Annotated in this window: 20 protein-coding genes; 8 read left to right on the top strand and 12 right to left on the bottom strand. The window is 62.0% G+C overall.

Annotation, left to right across the window (positions count from 1 at the left end; translation table 11 throughout):
- Nucleotides 1–122 precede the first annotated feature (122 nt).
- The 3 genes from HJB83_RS19070 (at nucleotide 123) to HJB83_RS19060 (ending at nucleotide 1803) form a co-directional block, all read left to right on the top strand.
- Nucleotides 123–962 carry a DUF4432 family protein gene (locus HJB83_RS19070; protein ID WP_221132105.1) on the top strand — a complete coding sequence of 280 codons (840 nt, stop codon included), beginning with the start codon at nucleotides 123–125 and terminating at the stop codon, nucleotides 960–962.
- Nucleotides 963–1033: 71 nt separating this feature from the next.
- Entirely contained in the window at nucleotides 1034–1372 is a 339-nt protein-coding gene (locus HJB83_RS19065) for a TIGR01244 family sulfur transferase (protein ID WP_221132104.1), read from the top strand.
- A gap of 86 nt (nucleotides 1373–1458) precedes the next feature.
- The gene (locus tag HJB83_RS19060) at nucleotides 1459–1803 is read left to right on the top strand and encodes a RidA family protein (RefSeq protein ID WP_207581157.1); all 345 of its coding nucleotides are present in this window, start codon (nucleotides 1459–1461) and stop codon (nucleotides 1801–1803) included.
- 39 nt (nucleotides 1804–1842) lie between these two features.
- On the opposite strand, the gene HJB83_RS19055 is transcribed toward HJB83_RS19060, so the two are convergent.
- Genes HJB83_RS19055 through HJB83_RS19040 form a run of 4 tightly spaced genes read right to left on the bottom strand, consistent with a single transcriptional unit; the run spans nucleotide 1843 to nucleotide 6626 of the window.
- The gene (locus tag HJB83_RS19055; RefSeq protein ID WP_221132103.1) at nucleotides 1843–3501 is read right to left on the bottom strand and encodes a thiamine pyrophosphate-binding protein; all 1659 of its coding nucleotides are present in this window, start codon (nucleotides 3499–3501) and stop codon (nucleotides 1843–1845) included.
- Between the two features lie 2 nt (nucleotides 3502–3503).
- Nucleotides 3504–4691: a CaiB/BaiF CoA-transferase family protein gene (locus HJB83_RS19050; RefSeq protein ID WP_221132102.1), complete on the bottom strand. Its 1188-nt coding sequence runs from the start codon at nucleotides 4689–4691 to the stop codon at nucleotides 3504–3506.
- Nucleotides 4692–4707: 16 nt separating this feature from the next.
- Nucleotides 4708–5664 (bottom strand): DMT family transporter, encoded by a 957-nt coding sequence (locus HJB83_RS19045; protein WP_207581154.1) that lies wholly within the window; start codon nucleotides 5662–5664, stop codon nucleotides 4708–4710.
- Nucleotides 5665–5681: 17 nt separating this feature from the next.
- Entirely contained in the window at nucleotides 5682–6626 is a 945-nt protein-coding gene (locus HJB83_RS19040) for an alpha/beta fold hydrolase (RefSeq protein ID WP_221132101.1), read from the bottom strand.
- A 255-nt stretch (nucleotides 6627–6881) separates the two neighbouring features.
- Between HJB83_RS19040 and HJB83_RS19035 the strand changes: the two genes are divergently transcribed.
- The 4 genes from HJB83_RS19035 (at nucleotide 6882) to metF (ending at nucleotide 11461) form a co-directional block, all read left to right on the top strand.
- The gene (locus tag HJB83_RS19035; protein WP_209883291.1) at nucleotides 6882–7622 is read left to right on the top strand and encodes a ribonuclease T2 family protein; all 741 of its coding nucleotides are present in this window, start codon (nucleotides 6882–6884) and stop codon (nucleotides 7620–7622) included.
- 98 nt (nucleotides 7623–7720) lie between these two features.
- A complete protein-coding gene (gene ettA / locus HJB83_RS19030; RefSeq protein ID WP_221132100.1) occupies nucleotides 7721–9370 on the top strand; it encodes an energy-dependent translational throttle protein EttA in 1650 nt (549 codons plus the stop codon).
- 161 nt (nucleotides 9371–9531) lie between these two features.
- Complete coding sequence (locus HJB83_RS19025; RefSeq protein ID WP_207581150.1) at nucleotides 9532–10557, top strand: metalloregulator ArsR/SmtB family transcription factor; 1026 nt, start codon at nucleotides 9532–9534, stop codon at nucleotides 10555–10557.
- A 1-nt stretch (nucleotide 10558) separates the two neighbouring features.
- Entirely contained in the window at nucleotides 10559–11461 is a 903-nt protein-coding gene (gene metF, locus HJB83_RS19020; protein ID WP_221115811.1) for a methylenetetrahydrofolate reductase [NAD(P)H], read from the top strand.
- A 453-nt stretch (nucleotides 11462–11914) separates the two neighbouring features.
- On the opposite strand, the gene HJB83_RS19015 is transcribed toward metF, so the two are convergent.
- From HJB83_RS19015 to HJB83_RS18995, 5 genes are all read right to left on the bottom strand, one after another.
- The gene (locus HJB83_RS19015; protein WP_221115810.1) at nucleotides 11915–12820 is read right to left on the bottom strand and encodes a DMT family transporter; all 906 of its coding nucleotides are present in this window, start codon (nucleotides 12818–12820) and stop codon (nucleotides 11915–11917) included.
- A gap of 129 nt (nucleotides 12821–12949) precedes the next feature.
- The gene (locus HJB83_RS19010; protein ID WP_221115809.1) at nucleotides 12950–14167 is read right to left on the bottom strand and encodes a lytic murein transglycosylase; all 1218 of its coding nucleotides are present in this window, start codon (nucleotides 14165–14167) and stop codon (nucleotides 12950–12952) included.
- 81 nt (nucleotides 14168–14248) lie between these two features.
- Nucleotides 14249–15046: a GH25 family lysozyme gene (locus tag HJB83_RS19005; protein ID WP_221115808.1), complete on the bottom strand. Its 798-nt coding sequence runs from the start codon at nucleotides 15044–15046 to the stop codon at nucleotides 14249–14251.
- A gap of 125 nt (nucleotides 15047–15171) precedes the next feature.
- Complete coding sequence (locus HJB83_RS19000) at nucleotides 15172–15846, bottom strand: class I SAM-dependent methyltransferase (RefSeq protein ID WP_207581145.1); 675 nt, start codon at nucleotides 15844–15846, stop codon at nucleotides 15172–15174.
- On the bottom strand, nucleotides 15843–17087 hold the full coding sequence (locus HJB83_RS18995; protein WP_221132099.1) for a DUF3419 family protein: 1245 nt from the start codon (nucleotides 17085–17087) through the stop codon (nucleotides 15843–15845). Before HJB83_RS18995 ends, HJB83_RS19000 begins: the two co-directional genes overlap by 4 nt.
- 189 nt (nucleotides 17088–17276) lie before the next feature.
- Here HJB83_RS18995 and HJB83_RS18990 point away from each other — a divergent pair, with 189 nt between their 5' ends.
- Complete coding sequence (locus tag HJB83_RS18990; RefSeq protein ID WP_221115806.1) at nucleotides 17277–18701, top strand: serine hydrolase; 1425 nt, start codon at nucleotides 17277–17279, stop codon at nucleotides 18699–18701.
- A gap of 31 nt (nucleotides 18702–18732) precedes the next feature.
- On the opposite strand, the gene HJB83_RS18985 is transcribed toward HJB83_RS18990, so the two are convergent.
- The 3 genes from HJB83_RS18985 to HJB83_RS18975 all read right to left on the bottom strand — a co-directional run bounded on the left by HJB83_RS18985 (nucleotide 18733) and on the right by HJB83_RS18975 (nucleotide 21683).
- A complete protein-coding gene (locus HJB83_RS18985) occupies nucleotides 18733–19662 on the bottom strand; it encodes a lytic transglycosylase domain-containing protein (protein ID WP_207581142.1) in 930 nt (309 codons plus the stop codon).
- Nucleotides 19663–19777: 115 nt separating this feature from the next.
- Nucleotides 19778–20413 carry a LysE family translocator gene (locus HJB83_RS18980; protein WP_017965118.1) on the bottom strand — a complete coding sequence of 212 codons (636 nt, stop codon included), beginning with the start codon at nucleotides 20411–20413 and terminating at the stop codon, nucleotides 19778–19780.
- 58 nt (nucleotides 20414–20471) lie between these two features.
- Nucleotides 20472–21683, bottom strand: coding sequence for a pyrophosphate--fructose-6-phosphate 1-phosphotransferase (locus HJB83_RS18975; RefSeq protein WP_207581141.1), 1212 nt, complete (start codon nucleotides 21681–21683; stop codon nucleotides 20472–20474).
- Nucleotides 21684–21846: the final 163 nt, after the last annotated feature.

Raw genomic sequence — 21846 nt, 5'->3', positions numbered from 1 at the left:
CTGTGTCAGTTCCGCAAAATCCATGGTTGCGGCAAAAACACAGGATGGGGACTGCGCCGATTGACGAATGACGGCGCGAAACCTAACGCTACGGCCGCCGACAACCTCCTGAGGAGACTGCGATGATCGAATTTGCTGCCGCAAGCGGGCCGCGCCTGATGCTGGATGAAACGTCGGTGCTGGATATCGGCGGATGCATCGTCGAAGGCGTCGACATTGCGCCGAAGCGCGCCATTCCCGACGACGGCGATCCGCGAATCGATCACTCGCTCGAAGGCTTCCTGTTCACTTGCGGCCCGGACCATATCCGCCACCGGCAGCCGATTGCCGGCCGGGCCGACGGCAAGGTCTATCCGCTGCACGGATCGGCCTCCGGCCATGCGGCCAAGGTGCTGTGGACGAAGTACGAGAACGGCAATGCCGAATGCCGCGCCGATATCGACATCGCCACTGTCGAGGGACTGCCGCAGCGCATCGAGCGGCTGTGGCGGATCGACGGGGCGACTGGCGAGGTGCAGCTCGAGGACCGGGTCGTCAATACGAGTGATCACACGGTGCCGACCTTCCTGATGTATCACATGAATACCGGGGGCAAATGGCTGGACGAGGGCACGCTGCTTGAAGGCCGGATGCTTGAGAATGGCGGTTTCCCATGGACATTCGGTGAGGAGCCGGGCGGCATCTTCTGCGTTCCGGCGCCAGCGACGGAGGAAGGCTTCGCGGAGATCCGGCTTGGACCGATTGCCGCGATCGGCGGCAGGACGCTCCGCGTGCGCTTCCGCGCCAATACGCTGCCCCATCTGCAGGTGTGGCGGAACCAGAAAGCGCCGGCCCATATCATTGGCATCGAACCGGTCTCGCATCGCTGGGTCTCCCGCGACGAGCTCGAGGCGGCCGGTGAGTTCAACATGCTGGCACCCGGCGAGAGCCGCAGCTATGCGCTGACCTTCGCCTTCCTCTGAGCGAAGTGTTGTTGACGCTCGCGGGCCTCCCGTCGTAGACCTTCAGCCCACGATTTTGAGGAGACAAGACGATGGATATTCGCCAGATCGACGATGAATATTCGGTTTCGGGCCAGATCACGCTTGAAGAACTCGACGAGATCAAGGCGATGGGGTTCAAATCGATCGTCTGCCACCGTCCCGACCATGAGAGCCCCGACCAGACGTCGTTCTCGGTCATCGAGGCGCGCGCCAAAGAGCTTGGTCTCGATATCGCCCATGTGCCGGTTGGACCGATGGGCGTGACCGAGGGAGCCGTGCAGGGCATGGTCGACGCGCTCGACGAATTCCCGCGGCCGATGCTCGGTTACTGCCGCTCCGGCGCCCGCTCGACAGCGATCTACCAGAAGACCCACCATATCCGCGGCTGAGCCCCGTTAACCGCGCCCGTCCCGGCGCCCGATTTTCCGGCGCTGTGCCGCAGCGCCGCCACCTTCCATTCACTCAGGAGACTATGATGAGCATTAAGCGTATCGACGTCGGCGCGCGCATGAGCGGCGCCGTCATTCACGGCAACACTGTCTATCTCGCAGGCCAGGTCGGTGAGGGCGACAGCGTTACCGATCAGTGCAACTCTTCGCTTGCCGAAGTCGACCGCCTGCTGGCTGAAGCCGGCAGCAACAAGTCGAAGATCCTGCAGACGATCATCTATCTCTCCGACATCGCCGATTTTGCCGAGATGAACGCTGTCTGGCAAGGCTGGATCGATCCGGCCAATCCGCCGGCCCGCGCCACCAGCGAAGCCAAGCTCGCTGCGCCAAAATACAAGGTCGAGTTCATCGTTACGGCCGCGATCGACTGAGGTCACTGCGGGATTGCGTGTCGAAGCCGGTGGGGAGACCTACCGGCTTTTTGCTTGCGCGATTTCCGAGAGTGTGCGCGTCGGCGTGATCGCCTCGGGATCGAGTTTGATCTCGATGATCGCCGGCTTACCGCTGGCACGCGCCCGCTCGAAGGCCGGGCCGAATTCCGCCGTTTGCTCCACCGTCTCGCCGTGCCCGCCATAGGCGCGGGCAAGGGCTGCGAAGTCGGGATTGGTCAGGTCGGTGCTGCTGACGCGGCCGGGATATTCGCGCTCCTGATGCATGCGGATCGTGCCGTAGATACCGTTATTGACGACGACCGCGATGATCGCCAGGCCGAAGCGGATGGCGGTGGCGAATTCCTGGCCGTGCATTAGGAAACAGCCGTCGCCGGCAAAGCAGATGACCTCTCGCTCGGGAAAGAGCCGCTTGGCAGCGACGGCGGCCGGCAGGCCGTAACCCATCGAGCCGGAGGTGGGGGCGGCTTGAGTGTTGAAGCGGCGAAAACGATGGAAACGATGCACCCAGGTGGCATAGTTGCCAGCGCCGTTGGTGAAGATCGTTTCCGGCCGGGTATTGGCCTCCAGCCACTCCATGATCGGCCCCATATGAACCGGGCCAGGACCTGTCGCTGGCGGCTTCGACCAGGAAAGATAGGCCTGATGCATATGCTTCGTGCGCTCGGCCCAGCGCGGCTCGGCCGGCGCTTCCAGATCGGCGAGCGTTGCGACGAAATCGGCAGGTGCGGCGCAGATGGCAAGATCGGGACGATAGATACGGCCAAGTTCGGATGCGTCGGGATGGATGTGCATCAGCGATTGCTGAGGGTAGGGTATGTCGATCAGCGTATAAGACGAAGACGGCATTTCCGACATGCGGGCGCCGAGCAGGATCAGCAGGTCGCTCTCCTTGATCTCCTTCGCCAGCGCCGGGTTGATGCCGATGCCGACATCGCCGGCATAGCAGGGATGGAGATGATCAAACAGCATCTGCCGGCGGAACGAGCAGCCGACCGGCAGTCGGAAACGCTCGGCGAAGCCTGCAAAGTCGGCGACGGCGTCGGCATCCCAGCGCGTGCCGCCAAGGATCACCATAGGCCGTTCGGCCTTCAGCAGTCTCACATAGAGATCGTCGATCTGGCGGCGGCCGGGATGCGCCTCGACGCTGACATAATGCTTGGCGCGGGGAGCCTCGACCTCATCGCGCAGCATGTCCTCCGGCAGCGTCAGCACGACTGGGCCGGGCCGGCCCGAGGTTGCGACCGCAAAGGCGCGGGTGACGAACTCGGGAATGCGGGCGGCATCGTCGATCTCGCCCACCCATTTGGCGAATTCGGTGAAGGCGCGGCGGAATTCGACCTCCTGGAAGGCCTCGCGCTCGCGGGCTTCTCGCTGCACCTGGCCGATGAAGAGGATCATCGGGATCGAATCCTGTTTGGCGATATGCAGGCCGGCAGAGGCGTTGGTAGCGCCGGGGCCGCGGGTCACCATGCAGATGCCGGGTTCGCCGGTCAGCCTGCCCCAGCAATCCGCCATCATCGCCGCTCCGCCCTCCTGGCGACAGACGACGACGTCGATCTCGCTGTCGCGCAGGGCGTCGAGAACGGCGAGAAAACTCTCACCGGGCACGCAGGAGAGACGCTTGACGCCGTTCGCCTTCAGCGCCTCGACGATCAGTTGCCCGCCGGTCCTCTTCATGCCTATACCTTCCTCTCGCGCTCGGCGAGTTCCGCCAGAATTTCTTCGCTGTGTTCGCCGAGACGCGGGCTCGGCCTGATGTAAGACAACGGCGTTTCCGACAGCACCACCGGCGTCCTGACCCCGGGGATCACGTTTCCGGCCGCATCCGCAAGGTCAATGCGCAGGCCGCGGGCCTGTACCTGCGGGTCGGCGAACATCTCTTCGATCGTGTTGATCGGGCCGGCGGGAACCGCATTCTCCTCGCAGGCCTTCAGCAGATCCGCCTTCCGCCATTTCAGGGTCTCGGTCGAGATGAGGCTGCGCACCTCGCCGCGATTGGCGACGCGGGCCCTGTTGGTGGCGAAACGCTCGTCGCCGGCGATGGCGTCAAGGCCGAGGATGGTGCAGAGGCGACGGAACTGGCCGTCGTTTCCGACCGCCAGAATGAGATAGCTGTCTGCCGCCGGCACGACCTCATAGGGTGAGATATTCGGATGGGCATTGCCGAGGCGGGTGGGTGCCTTGTCGGAGACGAGGTAATTCATGTTCTGATTGGCGAGCACGGCCGATTGCACGTCGAGCAGGGCCATGTCGACGAGCTGGCCTTCGCCTGACTTGAGCGCGTGGATCAGGGCAGCCTCGATTGCCGAGACGGCATAGATGCCGGTGAAAATATCGGCGATGGCAACGCCTGCCTTCATCGGCTGGCCGTCCGGCTCGCCAGTGATCGACATGAAACCTGACATGCCCTGGACGATGTAATCATAGCCCGCGAGGCTGGCATAGGGGCCGGTCTGGCCGAAGCCGGTGATCGAGCAGTAGACGAGTTTCGGGTTCACCTGGCGCAAGCTGTCGTAATCGAGCCCGTATTTGACGAGGCCGCCGAGCTTGAAATTCTCGATCACTACATCGGCGGTGGCGACAAGGCGGCGGACGAGATCCTGACCTTCGGGGCTCTTCAGATCAGCAGTAATGGAGCGCTTGCCGCGATTGGCGGCGTGGTAATAGGCGGCCGAGAGATTTTCGCCATCGGCGCCTTCGACGAAGGGCGGCCCCCATTGGCGGGTGTCGTCGCCGCCGTCGGGATTTTCGACCTTGATGACATCGGCGCCGAGATCGGCGAGCATCTGTCCCGCCCAGGGACCGGCGAGCACGCGGGCAAGCTCGATCACCCGGATGCCGGCAAGCGGCGGCTTTTTCGTCGTCATATTTCCTCGTCCGTTTCTACGGCGCCAGTGTCGCCTCAGATGTATCGGATACAGGCTTTGAAGCAAAGCGGCGCTCGCGCCAGAGGATGTAGAAGCCCGACGCCATGATGATCATGATGCCGAGCCATTTGACCGCATCCGGAAAGTCGCCGAAAACAAGCCAGGCGAAGATCGTCGCCGAGACGATCTCGAAATATTGCAGCGGCGCCAGCGTCGAGGCCGGTGCTGCACGATAGGCATAGACGCCGAAGATGCCCGCTATCGCGGCCATGGCGCCGACCCCGGCGAGGTAGAACCAGGCGCTGCCTTCAGGCATGACGGGATCGAAGAGATCGGAACCGCTTCCTTCGCCCGCAAAAAGCAGGATGGCGCAGAAGATGAGGCCCCAGATGCCCATCTGGAACTGCATCGCCCAGGGATCTTCCCGGTGCGAGAGGACGCGGGTCATCAGTACGAAGATCGCGATGCAGAGCGCGCTGAGGACGGGCAGGAGCGCGACGTAGCCGACTTCGCTGAAACTCGGCTGGATGATCAGCATTGCCCCGAAGAAGCCGACGCCGCAGGCGGTATAGCGCCGCCAGCCGATCGTTTCCTTCAGGAAAATGCCGCCGAGAATGGTCAGCACGATCGGCTCGACGAAGAAGATCGCAATCGCGTCGGCGACGGCCATATATTTCAGCGTGGTGACGAAGGAGATCATCGAGACCGTTATGATCGCGCCGCGGATGGCATGGAAAAGGCTCTGGCGCCAGGAGAAGTCGGTGAAGCTGCGCCGCCATATGACGATCGGTAGCATGCAGAGCGCCTGTAGGGCAAAGCGGGCGGCGGTGATCTCGGCGGACGGGATCGTGACGACGGCAAGCTTGGCGAAGATGTCGATGAGCGGCGAGACCATTACCGAAAGAAACATCAGCGCAAGCCCTGTGGTCACGTCGGGGTTGGACGATATGGGGCGGGCAGTGGTGTTGCTCATGATGAAATCCTTGTTGCTCAGGATCTGGCCGCTCGGGGTCTGGCGACGGCCTCGTCGCACCAGTCCGCGAAGGCTGCGGTTGCCGCTTCTGCGCCGATCTCGTTCAGCGTCTCATGCCGCATGCCCTGATATATCTCAGTGCTGATACGAGAGAAGCCCCGGGCTTTCAAATGGTTTGACAGCCAGACGATGGCTTTTCCACGCGCCGTCGCCGGGTCTTCACCGCCGCCGACCAGATGGATTGGCATGTGGCGCGGCAGCCGATCCAGATGGCGCTTCTGCGGGGCGCGAAAAGTCAGGTCGAAAAGATCGAGCCAGAGAGAGACCGAGGCGTCGAAGCCGCAGAGCGGATCGGTGATATATTTGTCGACTTCGTCGGGAAGGCGCGAGAGCCAGTCGAACTCGGTGCGGCATCCCGGAATCGACTTTCCCCAGGCGCCGAAGGTGAGTTTCGGCAGGAGGCCGCTCGGCACGTCGGAGCCCTTCAGCATGCGCTCGGCAAGCAGGATCGCCTGGGCGGCGCGGCCGGCGAGACCGACGGCGAAATTCGAATTCCAGACGGCGACGGCGTCGAAATCGACAGGCGCCGTGACGGCGGCATTGAGGGCGATCAGGCCGCCCATCGAATGGCCGAAGAGGATCACCGGCAGGCCAGGATGGCGCAAGGCAGCGTGAGCGCGCATGGCGATGACGTCGCCGATCACTCTGTCGACGCCGTCCCGCCGGGCGAAGCGGCCGATCGGCGCGTCGGGGGCCGTCGTCTCGCCGTGGCCGCGGTGGTCATGGGCATAGACGTGATAGCCGCGCGCCGTCATAGCCTCTGCGAAAGCGCGATAGCGTTTCGAATGTTCGGCGAGGCCGTGCGATATCAACAGGATGCCGCGCGCCGGGCCGGCGGCCTCGATATGGTGATAGGCAAGCGACACCCCCGGCACGGTGAGCTTTTGCGTTTCAGAAAACATCTGGATCCTCCTTGCAGGAACAGACCAGATCGCACTGCATAATTCCTTAAATCGGAATCGATTTAAGGAATTATGCAGCAGCAATGTGCTGCAGCGTCCTTTGCGCGTCTGAAAAGACGCGCGGCGCTGAGGACAAATGCAACACCGAGCCTTGAGTTATCCGATAACAAAATGCGGGAACGCTACGATTCAGGGTTGCGGGCTTTCGATCTTCGTGCTTATTTGTTCCTGTATTGTTCTTTTTTGGGGGTTGAAATGAGCAGCATGCAGTTGCGTACATTGACGTTCGCCGTTTCGATGGTTGTTGCCGGCGCCGCCGTGGCGCAGGAGGCCGGCGGGCGCACCCGTTTTATTCTCGCGGCGAGCTGGCAGCCGGCTTTTTGCCAGACGAACCAGAAGAAGGCCGAATGCGCGAGCCAGACCGGCGAGCGCTCCGATGCGACGAATTTCTCGTTGCACGGGCTCTGGCCGATGCGACAGGATTATTGCGGCGTGAGCGCCGAGCAGAAGGCCGCCGACAAGGACGGCAGCTGGAACACATTGCCGGCGGTCACGCTTTCGGCGGAGACGCAGGCGGCGCTGGCAAAGGCCATGCCCGGGACCCAATCCGGCCTGGAACGGCATGAATGGACAAAACACGGCACCTGCACGAAAATGAGCGCCGAAGATTATTTCGGCGTCGGCGTGCATCTCCTCGGCGCGCTCAACACGTCGGCCGTGCGCGACCTCTTCGCCGCCAATATAGGCAAGCCGGTCAAGGCCGAGGCGATCAAGGCAGCTTTCGACAAGAGCTTCGGGCCGGGTGCCGGCGAACGCGTCAAGATGAGCTGCCGGCGGGCCGGCAATGTCAAGATGATCAGCGGGTTGACCATCGGGCTTTCGGAGGCCGCCGGAGCGGCGTCGGCGAAAAGCGCCGGGCTTGCCGATCTGATCCAAGGGGCGGGAAAAACCTCCTTCGGCTGCGACGAGGGCGTCGTCGATGCTGCGGGCTTTTGACCGGAAATCCTGAGTAAACCGGGTTTCGGCGTTGCTCGCAGGCGCTGTTTCGCCTACATAGCGGCACGATCGAAGTTTCCCGCCCGGAGCAGCGCAGCATGGCACGTCAGTTCATCTATCATATGTCCGGCCTCAACAAGGCCTATGGCAACAAGAAGATCCTGGAGAATATCCACCTCTCCTTCTACCCCGATGCCAAGATCGGTATCCTCGGACCGAACGGCGCCGGCAAATCCACCGTGCTGCGCATCATCGCCGGACAAGACACGGAATTTACCGGCGAAGCCTGGCTGGCCGAAGGAGCGACAGTCGGCTACCTCGAGCAGGAGCCGCACCTCAATGCCAACAAGACGGTGTTCGAGAACGTCATGGAAGGCGTTGCTTCGAAGACGGCGGTGCTCGAGCGCTACAATGAACTGATGATGAACTATTCCGACGAGACGGCGGAAGAGGGATCGAAGCTTCAGGACATTATCGACAGCCAGAACCTTTGGGATCTGGAAAGTCAGGTCGAGATGGCCATGGAAGCCCTGCGCTGCCCGCCGCGCGACGCCGATGTCACCAGCCTTTCCGGTGGTGAGCGCCGCCGTATCGCTCTCTGCCGGCTGCTGCTTTCGCAGCCGGATCTGCTGCTGCTCGACGAACCGACCAACCACCTCGACGCCGAGACGATTGCCTGGCTCGAAAAACATCTGCGCGACTATCCGGGCGCCGTTATGATGATCACCCATGATCGCTACTTCCTCGACAACGTCACCGGATGGATCCTCGAACTCGACCGCGGCCGTGGCATTCCCTACGAAGGTAACTATTCGGCCTACCTGCTCGCCAAGGCCAAGCGCATGCAGCAGGAAAACCGGGAAGAGGCCGGCCGCCAGAAGGCGATCAGCCGCGAACAGGAATGGATCGCCTCCAGCCCGAAGGCGCGTCAGGCAAAATCCAAGGCGCGTATCAAGTCCTACGAACAACTGGTGGAGGCGGCCGAAAAGCAGCGTCCCGGCGACGCGCAGATCATTATCCCGGTCAGCGAGCGCCTCGGCCAGGTGGTCATCGAGATGGAAGGCATCACCAAGGGTTTCGAGGGCCGCACGCTGATCAACGACCTGTCGATCAAGCTGCCGCCCGGCGGCATCGTCGGCATCATCGGCCCGAACGGCGCCGGCAAGACGACGCTGTTCCGCATGATCACCGGCCAGGAGACACCGGATGCGGGATCGGTCCGCATCGGTGAGACAGTCCACCTCGGTTATGTCGATCAGAGCCGCGATGCGCTTGACGGCAGCAAGACCGTCTGGGAGGAAATTTCAGGCGGCGCGGAAATCATCAAGCTCGGCAAGTTCGATATGAACTCCAGAGCCTATTGCGGCGCCTTCAACTTCAAGGGCGGCGATCAACAGCAGAAGGTCGGCAATCTCTCGGGTGGCCAGCGCAACCGCGTTCACCTTGCCAAGATGCTGAAGGCCGGCGGCAACGTTCTGCTGCTCGACGAACCGACCAACGACCTCGATACGGAAACCCTCGGTGCACTGGAAAGCGCGCTGGAGGCGTTTGCCGGCTGCGCCATCATCATCAGCCACGATCGCATGTTCCTCGACCGTCTGGCGACCCACATTCTGGCTTTCGAAGGCGAGGGCCATGTCGAATGGTTCGAAGGCAACTTCGAAGATTATGAACAGGACAAGGTTCGTCGCCTTGGCCCCGACGCGCTCAACCCGGGCAGCCAGGCCCATAAGCGCCTGACGCGCTGATCGCAGCCGTTTTTCCAGTCAAAAAGCCCCGGTTCGGCCGGGGCTTTTTCACGTCTGGCCTGTCGCAATTTGAGCAGGCAATTTCGCGGGAGCGCGAATTGACGCTTGTCACCGTCTTTCAAATCACATAAAGATATCTTTATATCTTGATTGGACCGAAGATGAGTGAACCCTTGAAGCTTGGACTGGATGCGCTGGTGGACGTCTTGAAGGCGGCCGGCGAGCCGACGCGTCTGCGGCTTCTGGCGCTTCTCGACGGCGGCGACTTGACGGTGACCGATCTTACCGAAATTCTCGGCCAATCCCAGCCCCGCATCTCCCGCCATCTGAAGCTGCTTGGCGAGGCCGAACTGATCGAACGCTACCAGGAAGGCGCCTGGGCCTATTTCCGCCTCAAGCAGGACGGCAAGGCGGCAATGCTCGTTCGGGCATTGCTGAAGCATGTCTCCGAAAACGATCCGACCGTTCTTCGCGACGGCGAACGGCTGTCGCAGGTCAAGCGCCAGCGCGCCGAGCGGGCACAGGCCTATTTCAGCCGCAACGCGGCGGAATGGGACGAGCTTCGCCGCCTGCATGCGGCCGACGAGGAGGTCGATGCGGCCGTCATCCGGCTGCTCGGCGGCCAGCCGATCGACTCGCTGCTCGATCTCGGCACCGGCACCGGCCGCATCCTCGAACTGCTTTCCGGGCTCTACCGCCGGGCGGTCGGCGTCGATGCCAGCCGTGACATGTTGAGTGTGGCGCGCGCCAATCTGGACAAGTCCCGCATCACCAAAGCCACCGTGCGCCACGCCGATATCCTGAACCTGCCGTTCGAGGGCCAGGATTTCGATCTGGTGACGATCCATCAGGTGCTGCATTTCTTCGATCAGCCGGAGATTGCGATCGCGGAAGCGGCGCGCATGCTCCGGCCGGGCGGCCGACTCGTGGTCATCGACCTTGCGCCGCACACGCTCGAATATCTTCGCGACGAGCATGCGCATGTCCGTCTCGGTTTTTCGCACCAGGCGATATCCGACTGGCTGCGCAGGGCCGGGCTCGACGTCGAGCAGATCGTCGATCTTCATCCGGGTCAGCCAAGCGGGCAAGGGTTGACGGTCACCGTCTGGCTCGCGCGCGACCCGAGGCGCCTCATGGCTTCGCAGACAAGCGAAGGCGCCGAACCTACCTTTGCCGGGAGAGTATGACATGGCTTTGAATAACGAGGCACGCGGCCGCAACATCGGGATCTCTTTCGAATTCTTCCCGCCGAAATCCGAAGAGATGGAAGGTCAGCTCTGGCAGACGGTCAGCGAACTGCAGGACTGGGACCCGGATTTCGTCTCGGTGACCTATGGCGCAGGCGGCACCACCAAGGCGCCGACGCTGACTGCCGTCTCGCGGTTTCTGTCGAAGACGCCGCTCGCCACCGCTTCGCATCTCACCTGCGTCGGCGCGACGAAGGAAGAGACGCATCAGGTGATCGATACATTCCGCAAGGCTGGCGTGACGCATTTCGTTGCGTTGCGCGGCGATGCGCCCGGCGGCGCCGGCGCGCCCTATCAGCCGCATCCCGGCGGTTACGCCAACGCAGCGGAGCTGGTGGCCGGCCTCAAGGAGATCGGCGATTTCGAGATTTCGGTTTCCGCCTATCCGGAAAAACACCCGGAAAGCCGCGATACGACTGCCGATATCGAGATGCTGAAGCGCAAGGCAGACAATGGCGCCGACCGGGCGCTGACGCAGTTCTTCTTCGACAACGACAATTTCGAACGCTACCTGGAACGAGTGCGTGCGGCCGGCATCTCGATCCCCGTTGTGCCCGGGATCATGCCGATCCAGAACCTGACGCAGTTGAAGCGTTTCGCCGGCGCCTGCGGCACCGTCATCCCGAACTTCCTCGATGAGCGCTTCGCCGGCTTCGACGACAAGCCCGAAGAGCGGGCGAAGGTCGCAGCCGATGTCGCCGCCGAGCAGATCGAGGATCTCGTTCGGCGCGGCATCCGTGACTTTCATCTTTATACGATGAACCGTGCGCCGCTGGTTTCCGCCGTGCTCGACAATCTCGGCCTTTCCCGCGGGGCGGCAAAAAGTGCTGGCGCGGCCGCCTGATTTTTCAGCTCGAAAGTGAAAAGCGCATGTCGGGCGGGACATGCGCTTTTTTATTGGCGGATTGATCAGGGGAGTTCAGGTGCTACCAGTCATTCCGCTTTCCTCGGCCGGCTCAGATGAAGAGCATGGACAAGACGAAAGCAAACGCTGCACTGACCAACAGAACATTCAAGGATTGCGTGAGTCCCATGTCTGTCTCCTCGCGTTAACCGGCCAATAATATGTCTGAAATATGTCGGTTGGGAAGCAGATTCTATGCTGCGCTGCAGAACGATGCGGTGGATAAGCTGAGCAGAATTTAATCAAGCGATTGAAAGTATTATATTATTTTCGATGAAATTTTGTTCACAGATTTTAACATGCCGTTAAATCCGGCGAGTGCGGATTTACCTATGCGCCCAAAACATGGCAACCGGGCAACCGGTTGAAAACATGCGGAATTCGCAACCGGTATCAGGTGGTCTTCGCCAGCAGGCGATAGACCCGGCCGTCGAGAATGACGAGGCCGAAACCGATCAGCGCCATGCCGGCGAATTCGCCGAGTGCCAGGCTTTCATCAAGGAAAAGAACGCCGAGGAGGATGGCGCTCGGCGGCACCAGCAGGGTGACGAGCGAGGCGTTGGTGGCTCCGGCCGCCGCCATAATCCGGAAATAGAGGATATAGCCAAAAGCGGTCGACAGCAGCGCCAGTGCCAGGATGGCAAGCAGCGCTTCGAGCGGCGGGGCGGCCAGCGCCCAGGGGCGATCTGAGAGCAGCGACAGCGGCAGCGCGATCAGCGAGGAGGCGGTCAACTGGCCGGCAGCAGTGACCGGGGCTGGAACATTCTTGAAACGTTTGCCGTACGTGGCGGCAAAGCCGTAGGAGATCGCGGCAAGCACGGGGAGAAGCAGTGCCCAGAGCGGCGCCTCGCCGCCAGCCGACATGCCGGGGCCGATCAGAACGATCGTTCCGGTGAGGCCGACGAGGCAGCCGGTGATCTTTGCCGGTGATAGCTTCTCATCCGATGTGAAGGAGTTGGCGATGAGCACCGTCCAGATCGGCGTCGTCGCATTCAGGATCGCCGCAAGGCCGGCGCCGATGCGGGTCTGGCCGAAGAAGATCAGCGCATGCGGCAGGGCATTGTTGATGAGCCCAAGGATCAGGAATTCGCGCCAGCGGGCTTTGAGGGTCGAATAGACGTCGAAACGGCCGGCGATATAGATATGCAGCGCCAGTGCTGCGAGCAGCAGCCTGAGAAAGACGAGGGTCAGCGGCGGCACGTGATGGACGGCAATACGGGCAAAGAAGAAGGAGCCGCCCCAGATCAGACCGAGCAGGACCAGCAGGCCCCAGATCCAGGCATTCATTCTGCTGTCCACGCCGCTTCCTCCACCGTAAGCCGGTCGTTTACGAAGACCGGCACCCGCTTCAGATCTGATGCTTAGCGCAGACGGCGGACCGCGCCACCCGTTTCTTGCGAAGTGGGCGGCGTTAGGTGTCAGCGGTGATCAGAGAGCGTTGAGAAGGGCAGGTGTGGCCCAGCCGTCGGCCGGCATGCCGAGGCGCTGCTGCTCCTTCTGGATAGCGACACGCGTGCCAGAGCCGAGGATGCCGTCGATCTCGCCGACATCGTGGCCAAGGGACTGCAATTTGGTCTGCAGCGCTTTCATCTGGTCGCTGGCGAGTCCCTGTTCCGGCACGCCCTTGAGATAGGGCTCGGCGCCCGAAAGACGCGTCCCGAAATAGGCGGCCGATGTCGTGTAGATGAACGACTTGTTCCATTCGAGATAGATCTTGAAATTCGGGTAGGCGATGAAGGCCGGTCCCATGCGGCCCTGCGGCAGCACCAGATCGCCTTCGAGATTGCCAAAGGCGGTATTTCCGTCGCGCGGCTTGACGCCGAGCGCGAACCACTCGCCGGCCTTCATCGTGCCGCCGAGGCCCGATTTTTCCCAGGGCAGGTTATCCGGCACGGTCACTTCCTGCAGCCAGGGCTGGGCGCGTTCGAAGCCGAGATGTTGGATGAATTTCGCTGCCGTCAGGATGGCATCCGGGCCGCTCTGCTTCAGGCGGATATGGCCGTCGCCGTCGCCGTCCATGCCATAGGCGATGATGTCGCGTGGCAGCATCTGCACCTGGCCGATTTCGCCGGCCCAGGCGCCGGTATTGGTAGCGGGGTCGAGGTCGCCGTGCTGAACCATCTCGACGAGGGCGATCAGCTGCGGGCGGAAGAGTTCGGGGCGGCGGCAATCATGCGACAGCGTCACCAGAGCATTGCGGGTATTGAAATCGCCCTGGACGGCGCCGAAATCGGTTTCCATCGCCCAGAAGGCAGTGATGACGCCGGAGGGAACGCCGAATTCCTGTTCGGCGCGGGCAAAGACCTCGGCATATTGCTTCATCTTCTGGCGGCCGATGTCGAGGCGGGCCTGGCTGACGGTGCGCTGGGAGAATTCGAGGAAGGTCTGCTTGAAGACGCCCTGGGCCCGATCCCGGCTCAGAACTTTGGGATCGATCTCGGCGCCGGCGAAGGCGGCGTCGGCGGCTGCCGCACTTGCACCAGCGGCAACCGCATCCTTCTTGACGCCTTCAAGGAAGGCGGAGAGATCGCCGCCGCAGGGCGCCGCCGCGGCTGCGTCCGGCGCCTGCTGGGCGGCTGCTCCGCCGGCGAGGGCGAGGGCAAACAGAAGAGCGAGTGCAGAGCGGCTTGTGAGCGAGCGGTGCATGGATGCGGTCCTTATATCAAAAAGATTGCCGTCGCTTTCACAGAGGAATGTGACGGAAGCAAGAAACATCGGAAGACGTTACTAAGAATTTCTATCCTTGGAAACGGCCGCAACCCAATTGTTCCAGTTCTTTGCACTGCCGGCAAAGACATTGATATCGGTGGGACCGCTGATGCCGGGAATGACGCCGGTCGAGGTATATTGCCAGAAGGCCCAGCGGCGGTCGGAATAGGTCACCTCGGGGTGTTTTGCCACCGAACGGACCCAGAAATGATAGTCCTGGAAGTAGCCGGCCAGATTATCCCGGTGGAAATCGACCGAGGTGTAGATGATCGGGCGTTTGCCGTAATAGGCCTCCAGCCGGTCCATGAATCGCTGCATTTCGGCGCGCACGGTTTCCGGATCGGGACGATAGCGGCAGGTCTTCGATTCTGCGTTCCATTCGACATCGAGCACCGGCGGCAGGCGCATGGCCTCCTTCGGCACGTTGCGGATGAACCAGTCGGCCTGCTGATCGGCCGAGGAGCAGAAATAATAGAAATGATAGGGCGCATGCGGGATGCCAGCGGCGCGGGCCTCGCGCCAGTATTCGTCGAAACGCGGATCGATCCTGTCCTTGCCTTCGGTCGCCTTGATGAAGGCGAAGGCGACGCCGGAATTCTTCACCGTCGCCCAGTCGATATCGCCCTGCCACTTGGAGATGTCGATCCCATGGACCTGGTTCTGTTGCGGATGCTTGGGGCCGAAATCCTGCGGATCAGTATCCTTGAAACGCATCTTCGGCTTGATCGATGCCGTTTCGAGATAGTCATACCCGGAGGAGGAGCAGCCGGCCAACAGGATGGCCAGGGGCAAAACGCAAAACAAAAGCCGGCGCATGGGCGTCCCGTCGTAACTCGAATGATCTCTTTGCCCCACAGCCTGACCTTCGAAAAAGACGAGTCGGCAGAGGATAACCCTCTTTTCACCATATCAACGTAAAAATTCGGTTAGTTTCAAGTGAATTATGAGCGCTTGCTGATAATAGCCGCCCGCCAGGCATAACCGCCGCCGACGGTACCGAACAACAATCTCGCGTTGTTTTCATGGGCTTGCGCTTCCAGGACGTCGCGCAGATCGAGGCGCGGGGTGACGTGGAATTTCGCAAGCCATGACTGCAGCATGTGGCGGAACCAGCCGGGCAGGCCCTCCTGCTGGCCGAAATCGACGATGTGCAGCTGGCCGCCGGGGTTGAGTGCGGCGATCGACGCATCGACGGCGCGCTCCCAGTCGGGGATCATCGATAGGGTATAGGAGATCAGGATGCGGTCGAAGCCGCTGACGCCGAATTCGCGCGGCGTGAACGCCGTGGCGTCGGCGACGCGGAATTCCGGGATGGTCGCCTTGGTGGCGAAGGTCTTGCGCGCCGAAATCAGCATTTCCTGGGAAATGTCGAGGCCGAACAGCTTCGCGGTCGGGAAATGCCGATGGGCGAAGGCCATGTTACGCCCGGTGCCGCAGCCCACTTCAAGCAGGGTGCCGCCCTCGGGCACGTCGAGATTGCGGATCGTGCTGTCACGACCGAGAAGGTAATATTTGCGGGTCAGGTCGTAGATATGGCGCTGATAGCGGTACATGCCATCCATCAGGCTGGCATGTTCGCCGCTCTTTCCTGCCGTCTCGGTGTCGACCTTGCTCACGCCTTCTTCCCGTAGATGTGGAAACCGCCGTAGATTGCCGAGCGATCGAGCGCCGTCAGCTCACGCGATTTCTCCTCGAAATAATCCCACTGGTCGCGGATCGAGGAAGACAGGCGGCCTTCGATGATGCTCTTCTCGGCCGCGGTGCGGAAGATTACGCGGGCGCCATCACGCGCCGTGCGGGTGATTTCCCGCCAGACGTCGTTCAACTGCTCGTCCGTCATCCAGTCCTGCGCGTCGAGCAGGATGTAGCGGTCGCGCGAGGCGGCCGGCTCGCGGGCCAGAAGCTCGGTGAAGCTTGCATGATGGACGTTGACGCGGTCGATATTGGCGCGGATCACCTCGTAATGCTCCGATTTCAGATAGGTCGGCAACGGACCTTCCTCTTCGGTACCGTAGCGACGGCCGAAGGCCTGCCAGGCGAAATAGTTGTCGCGCATCGGGAAATGACAGGCGAGTTTTTCCAGGCGGTGCTTCAGCACCGCTGCGATCGAATGGTCAGCGGCGAGGCTGGCGAGCTCGTCATATTGCTGCGGTGGAATGCCGAGGCCGAAGAGCGAGCTCTTGCGGCCGGTGATCCAGCGCACGACCGGCTTTTCGAACAGCGGCGCGATTTGCTCTTCGAAGAACTGGCGCTGCTCTCGGATCGAGCGGGTCTTGGTCATCTCGCGCAGCTTGACGCCATGCAGGCGGGCAAGAAGGTGGGCTGCGCCGATGAAGCGGCCGAGCAGGCCGGTTTCGTAGATGTTGCGGTCGAAGACGGTAACGCGGCGGCGGCCGAACTTGCGGCCGTTCCAATAACTGCGGGTCGCCTCGTCTAGCTTGGCGGCGAGATGCTGGTCGTAGGCGCGGCTGTTCGACTTCTCGTTCGGCATCGCCAGGAAACGGACGAGGTCGGAATGGCCGGGAAGGTGCTTGAAGGCGGCAAGCTTCAGGCGGTTCAGCGCGATGTGGTGCGGATTGAGATCGACGACGTCGATCGAGGCCGGCGCCTTGGAGAGATAGGCGAGCATGTTGCAGCCGCCGGAGCCGATGGTGACGATGCGGTGGTTGGGCTTCAGCTCCATCGCCTGCATGTCGAGATCCGGATCCTCCCAGATCTGCGGATAGACGAGGCCGGAGAAGAGAAGGCCGAAGAGACGCTCGGAAAAACCATCCTTCGAAAAAGCCTTGTGGCGGAGAAGGGCGTCCTTGAGTTTCCGGTTCTTGCGGAAGCCGGCATCCGGTGCAAATTCTGACATGAGTCTGTCACCTTTTTAGCGTTCAGGGCGTGTAGCGCGCCACTGCTACAGTTTGATGACGTGGGCTGTGGGCGCCGTTCTCCGGAGTGATCGCCCTCCTGGTAATGTGATCGCAATGACGGCTCTTCTCCGCCGCGGCCCCTTTCCGGCGCGTGCGATTCCTGCTTCTCTCGGGCATGGAGGAATGCCATGCGATTTGTCCTGCGTATGCCGAAGGCGCTTGCTCTCCTTGTCGTTCTCGCCGTCATCGGCGTCGCCGGCTGGCTCTTCGTCCAGCCGCCGGAATTGCTACGTGTCGGCGACGGCTATGCCGCCAAGATCATCTGCTCCAACGTCTTCATCGCCGGCCGGGAGGCCGAGGAAGTGCTCCATGATGATGTCCAGGCGCCCGGAAATCCGCTGCTGCGGCTGGTGCGAGTCAGTGTCGACCGCGACGGCGATCGTGTGACGGCGCGCTTCATGGGACTGTTTGCGCCGAGTTATGCGCTCTATCGTGGCGCTTTCGGCTGCACGAGCGTGCCGGACGGCAATTTCGAGGCGGCGGCGAATGCGGTGCCTTTCAATGCGTCGGCCAGAGCGGAGGTGAACGAGGCTTTGTGGCCGGAGGGTGACGGCGCCGGCGATCGGCCGGACGGGAAGATCGCCGCCCTGCTTGCCGATGAGAGAGTAGCCGGCCCGGCCATGCGGGCGATCGTGGTGTTGCGCAACGGCCGCATCGTCGCCGAAACTTATGGCGCCGGCTTCTCGGCGAAGACACCGCTGATCGGCTGGTCGATGACGAAGACGGTGAATGCTGCGATCCTTGGCCGGCTGATGCTCGACGGCAAGATCTCATTCGACGACGACAATCTGCTGGCGCAGTGGAAGAACGATGCGCGCGCCAGGATCAAGGTCTCCGACCTGCTCGGCATGGAGAGCGGACTTGCCTTCAACGAGGATTATGGTGATGTCGCCGATGTGACGCGCATGCTTTATCTTGACCCCGACATGGTGTCGCTGCCGGCCAACGCACCGCTGGAAGCAGCGCCGGGTAAGCGCTTCCGCTATTCGAGCGGCACCGCGGTGCTCTTGTCGCGCATCTGGATGGACAGGGTCGGCCATGCACAGGCGGCCTTTTCCTATCCTGATGACGCGTTGTTTTCGCCGCTCGGCATGACCAGCGCCGTGTTCGAACTCGATGCGCGCGGCACGTTCGCCGGAAGCTCCTATCTCTACGCGACGGCGCGTGACTGGGCGCGCTTCGGCCAGTTCCTGCTGCAGGATGGAGTCTGGGACGGTCAACGGCTATTGCCGGAAGGTTTTGTCGGCGCCATGCGCACGCCGACGGCAGCGTCGAACGGCCGCTATACGCAGGGCCAGGCTTGGCTCGCGCCCGGCGGCCCGAGTGCCAAGTTCGGGCTGCCCGAGGATACATTCTGGCTGACGGGGCATGACGGGCAGAGCATGGCGATCGTGCCGTCCGCCAATCTGGTCGTCATCCGGCTCGGGCTGACGCCGAGCCGGCTCGGTTATCAGCCGCAGACGCTTCTCAAGGCGGTCCTGGCGACCTTGCCGCAACCGGGAGAGCCACAACAGCAGGCGGGATCGCAACGGCCAGCGCAGCCGCAGCCATAGGCGGCCTTCGTCGTTTCAGTCGTTCTATTGCTTAATAGTTGCCCTGGGCGATGTCGGTCATGCCCTTGCGCTTGGCGTCGTAATAATAGCCGCGCGCATAGAGGCGCACGGCATCGTCTTCCTTGCTGTCGGAGACGAGCCAGGCGCCGCGCAGATATTTCGCGGCATATTTGATGTTGGTCTCGGCATCGAAAAGACCGCCGGGGGCGCCGTCATACCCCATGGATTTGGCGGTGTTGTACTTGATCTGCATGAGGCCGAAATAGCCGCGCTTGTTGTAGGCCTTGGCGTTGTAGCGGCTCTCGCGATGGACGATGCGGTGGAGCAGCGTCTCGGGAATTTCGTAGAGCTTCGAATATTTCTGAATGAGCTTGGTAACGAAGCTCTTTTCGACGGTCGGCGCATCGTCCTTGTCGTCGTCGCTAAACATCGGCGGCGCCGTCGGCGGATCGATCGGCCCGGATTCATCGAACCCGTAGTCCATGCTGGAACGCGGCGTCGTGTCGACTGCGGCAAGTGCCGCAAGCGCGCCGTTCTGCGGTGTCGCGGCAAAGGCAAGCTGCGTCGTCGGCTGCGCAGGGGATCCTGGACGCGGCGTCGGCACCACCGACTGGATCGCCGTCATTTCGGGCGTCAGCGGAATTTGCGCATAGGCTGCCGGCTGTATGGCGAGGTCGGCAGGCTGAGAGGCTGTCACGGTCGGCATCGCCGTCGCGGTCAGGGAAGGGGATGCCTGGGGAAGGGTGGCGCCGGCGACTGCCTGACCGGCTGTGCCTTCGGCTGTCGGAATCGCAGCAAGCGTGGCGTATTCACCGGGTTTAGGCATCGGCACAACGGTCTGGGCGGCTGTCAGTTCGGCCTGAGATGTGTATTCGACGCTGGCGCATCCCGTCATCACGCCGCAGAGTATCGTCGAAACGACAAGACTGCGTTTCAGGCCGGACAATCCGATCGCTACCATTCCGCCACTTTCGTGAAATCGCGCCGCCCCGGCAGCGTATAAAAGTTACTAAAAACCTTAAGCCCTGGTGACCCCATTAACCTATTTGTGACATTCCGGCAACCACGCAATGTTACTAGGCTGCAATACGGCGATACCCGGCCGTTACGGCGCCTGCAGCGATGAGCAGCGTGCCGCCGGTACGGTTTACGGCGCGCTGGATGCTCGCCTTGCGAATCAGTCCGCGCGCGGTATGGGCGAGAAACGCATAGGTGGAAGCGTTGAGGATCGCCAGTACGAGGAATGTGGCCTCCATGATCGCCATCTGACCGACGAAAGGCAGGGCCGGATTGAGGAATTGCGGCACGAAGGCGACGAAGAAGATAATGCTCTTCGGATTGAGGGCGGTGACGACATAGGCGTGGAGGAAGATCTTGAGCGACTTCTCTTCCGGCAGATTGTCGTTGTCGGCAACCGGTTCGCCGATGATGGGAGCCCGCCAGAGCTTGATTCCCAGCCAGATCAGGTAGGCGCCGCCGATCCACTTCAGGACGGTGAAAAGGGTGGCGGAGGCGGCCAGGACGGCGCCGAGACCAAAGAGAGACGCCGTCATCGCGGTGAAGTCACCCAGCGCCACGCCGCTCACCGTTGCAAACGCAGTCCTGCGGCCATGACCGAGCGCATAGGAAACGACGAGCAGTATCGTCGGCCCCGGTATGGCCAGCATAATGGCGGATGCGGCCGCAAAAGCGAGCCAAGCTTCAAGTGACATGGTGTCTCCTCCCTATTCCTCGGGAACAAGCAAAGACATCATATTAACCATCCGTCAATCACGCTTCTTTGTATTTCTGACCTATATTGTCCATGACTTCGGCAAACCATGCCGTCGAAAGGTCAAAAGCCTTGCCGCCCTTGATGCGCGGAAATTCTATAGTGCGCAATTTACCGTTCTGCGCTTCATCATGGCCGGTGACGCCGGAGACTTTGTTGAGCGCGCTTTCGACGGCGAGATCGACCATGCTTTGGATCAGCCGGAGATCGTCGCCGTTGGCCGGCGCCGATCGGGCGAAGTAGCCTGATTTCTGCACGAGCGAACGTTCGGCGTTCAACAGGCTGGCGAACTGCTTCTGGAACCAGGCGCCGACATTGATCGTGTCGATCTTCACATGGCCGAAGGCGTCGCGCTTGACGGTCTCGCCGGCGGCTTCGCGCTCCGTGACGATGGCGTCGAGGCAGGCGCCTTCGGAGACGAAGACCGTGGCGTGGCCGTTGCGGTCCATGCTCTCCTTCAGGCGGGCAGCCTCGGCGTCGAGGTCGAAGGCCATCTCAGGCAGGTAGACGGCGTCGATGCTCTTCAGATGTGCGTTCATCATCAGTCCGTCGACATACTGATTGCGGCTGGTGCGCTGGAGATAGGCGCGGGCGGTAGCGGCCGTCAGCCAGCCGCAATGGCGGCCCATGACCTCGTGGATGACGAGGGTGCGGGGGGCGGCCGTCTGTTCGTTGCCGACATTGTCGAAGAAATGCGCGCCGACTTCGGCGGCCGTCCAGGCGCCGAGCGACTGGCGGATAGGCACGACGTCGTTGTCGACAGTCTTCGGCAGGCCGACGACGGTGAGGTTGTAACCGTTGGCGGCGAGATAGGCGGCAAGGTCGGCGGCCGTGGTGTTGGTGTCGTCGCCGCCGATCGTGTGGAGAATGGTGATACCATCATTGGCGAGGCGTTCGGCGGCAATCCGCAGCGGGTTCTCACCTTCCTTGACCAAGCCGCGCTTGACGCAATCGGCGGCGTTGGTGAGCTTGACGCGGCTGTTGCCGATCGGCGAGCCGCCGTAGCGATGCAGCAGCGGCGCCTTTTCGCGCATTTCGCGGGTGATCTCGATGCTGTCGCCGAGCAGTACGCCCTGGTAGCCGGACTTGTAGGCGACGATATCGAGGTCGGGGGCGATGTCGCTGTAGCGTTCGATGAGGCCGCCGACGGCGGAGGAGAGACAGGGCGCAAGGCCTCCGGCGGTCAGCATTGCAACTTTCTGCTTGGCCATGATCCCTCCTATGGCGTTTCGGTGCGGCGGCATCAGCTATAGGCGTCGCATCAAAGTCGATTCAAGCGATGCGCTTAGCTCATTGTTTTTATGCACGTCGTCATCCCGGAACCGCTGCACTTCCGGGCGAAATGCATGAGCGCATGGATGCGGCAGGGAAAGG

The sequence above is a fragment of the Rhizobium sp. NZLR11 genome (assembly GCF_019685115.1).
Classification (GTDB): Bacteria; Pseudomonadota; Alphaproteobacteria; order Rhizobiales; family Rhizobiaceae; genus Rhizobium.
Note: the sequence above shows the minus strand (reverse complement) of the source record. Positions and strands in the feature narration are given on the sequence as shown.

Bases quoted from the DNA above. Each gene is read 5' to 3' on its own strand.
- HJB83_RS19070 (WP_221132105.1), top strand. From the start codon at position 123: ATGATCGAATTTGCTGCCGCAAGCGGGCCGCGCCTGATGCTGGATGAA.
- HJB83_RS19065 (WP_221132104.1), top strand. From the start codon at position 1,034: ATGGATATTCGCCAGATCGACGATGAATATTCGGTTTCGGGCCAGATC.
- HJB83_RS19060 (WP_207581157.1), top strand. From the start codon at position 1,459: ATGAGCATTAAGCGTATCGACGTCGGCGCGCGCATGAGCGGCGCCGTC.
- HJB83_RS19055 (WP_221132103.1), bottom strand. From the start codon at position 3,501: ATGAAGAGGACCGGCGGGCAACTGATCGTCGAGGCGCTGAAGGCGAAC.
- HJB83_RS19050 (WP_221132102.1), bottom strand. From the start codon at position 4,691: ATGACGACGAAAAAGCCGCCGCTTGCCGGCATCCGGGTGATCGAGCTT.
- HJB83_RS19045 (WP_207581154.1), bottom strand. From the start codon at position 5,664: ATGAGCAACACCACTGCCCGCCCCATATCGTCCAACCCCGACGTGACC.
- HJB83_RS19040 (WP_221132101.1), bottom strand. From the start codon at position 6,626: ATGTTTTCTGAAACGCAAAAGCTCACCGTGCCGGGGGTGTCGCTTGCC.
- HJB83_RS19035 (WP_209883291.1), top strand. From the start codon at position 6,882: ATGAGCAGCATGCAGTTGCGTACATTGACGTTCGCCGTTTCGATGGTT.
- ettA (WP_221132100.1), top strand. From the start codon at position 7,721: ATGGCACGTCAGTTCATCTATCATATGTCCGGCCTCAACAAGGCCTAT.
- HJB83_RS19025 (WP_207581150.1), top strand. From the start codon at position 9,532: ATGAGTGAACCCTTGAAGCTTGGACTGGATGCGCTGGTGGACGTCTTG.
- metF (WP_221115811.1), top strand. From the start codon at position 10,559: ATGGCTTTGAATAACGAGGCACGCGGCCGCAACATCGGGATCTCTTTC.
- HJB83_RS19010 (WP_221115809.1), bottom strand. From the start codon at position 14,167: ATGCACCGCTCGCTCACAAGCCGCTCTGCACTCGCTCTTCTGTTTGCC.
- HJB83_RS19005 (WP_221115808.1), bottom strand. From the start codon at position 15,046: ATGCGCCGGCTTTTGTTTTGCGTTTTGCCCCTGGCCATCCTGTTGGCC.
- HJB83_RS18995 (WP_221132099.1), bottom strand. From the start codon at position 17,087: ATGTCAGAATTTGCACCGGATGCCGGCTTCCGCAAGAACCGGAAACTC.
- HJB83_RS18990 (WP_221115806.1), top strand. From the start codon at position 17,277: ATGCGATTTGTCCTGCGTATGCCGAAGGCGCTTGCTCTCCTTGTCGTT.
- HJB83_RS18985 (WP_207581142.1), bottom strand. From the start codon at position 19,662: ATGGTAGCGATCGGATTGTCCGGCCTGAAACGCAGTCTTGTCGTTTCG.
- HJB83_RS18980 (WP_017965118.1), bottom strand. From the start codon at position 20,413: ATGTCACTTGAAGCTTGGCTCGCTTTTGCGGCCGCATCCGCCATTATG.
- HJB83_RS18975 (WP_207581141.1), bottom strand. From the start codon at position 21,683: ATGGCCAAGCAGAAAGTTGCAATGCTGACCGCCGGAGGCCTTGCGCCC.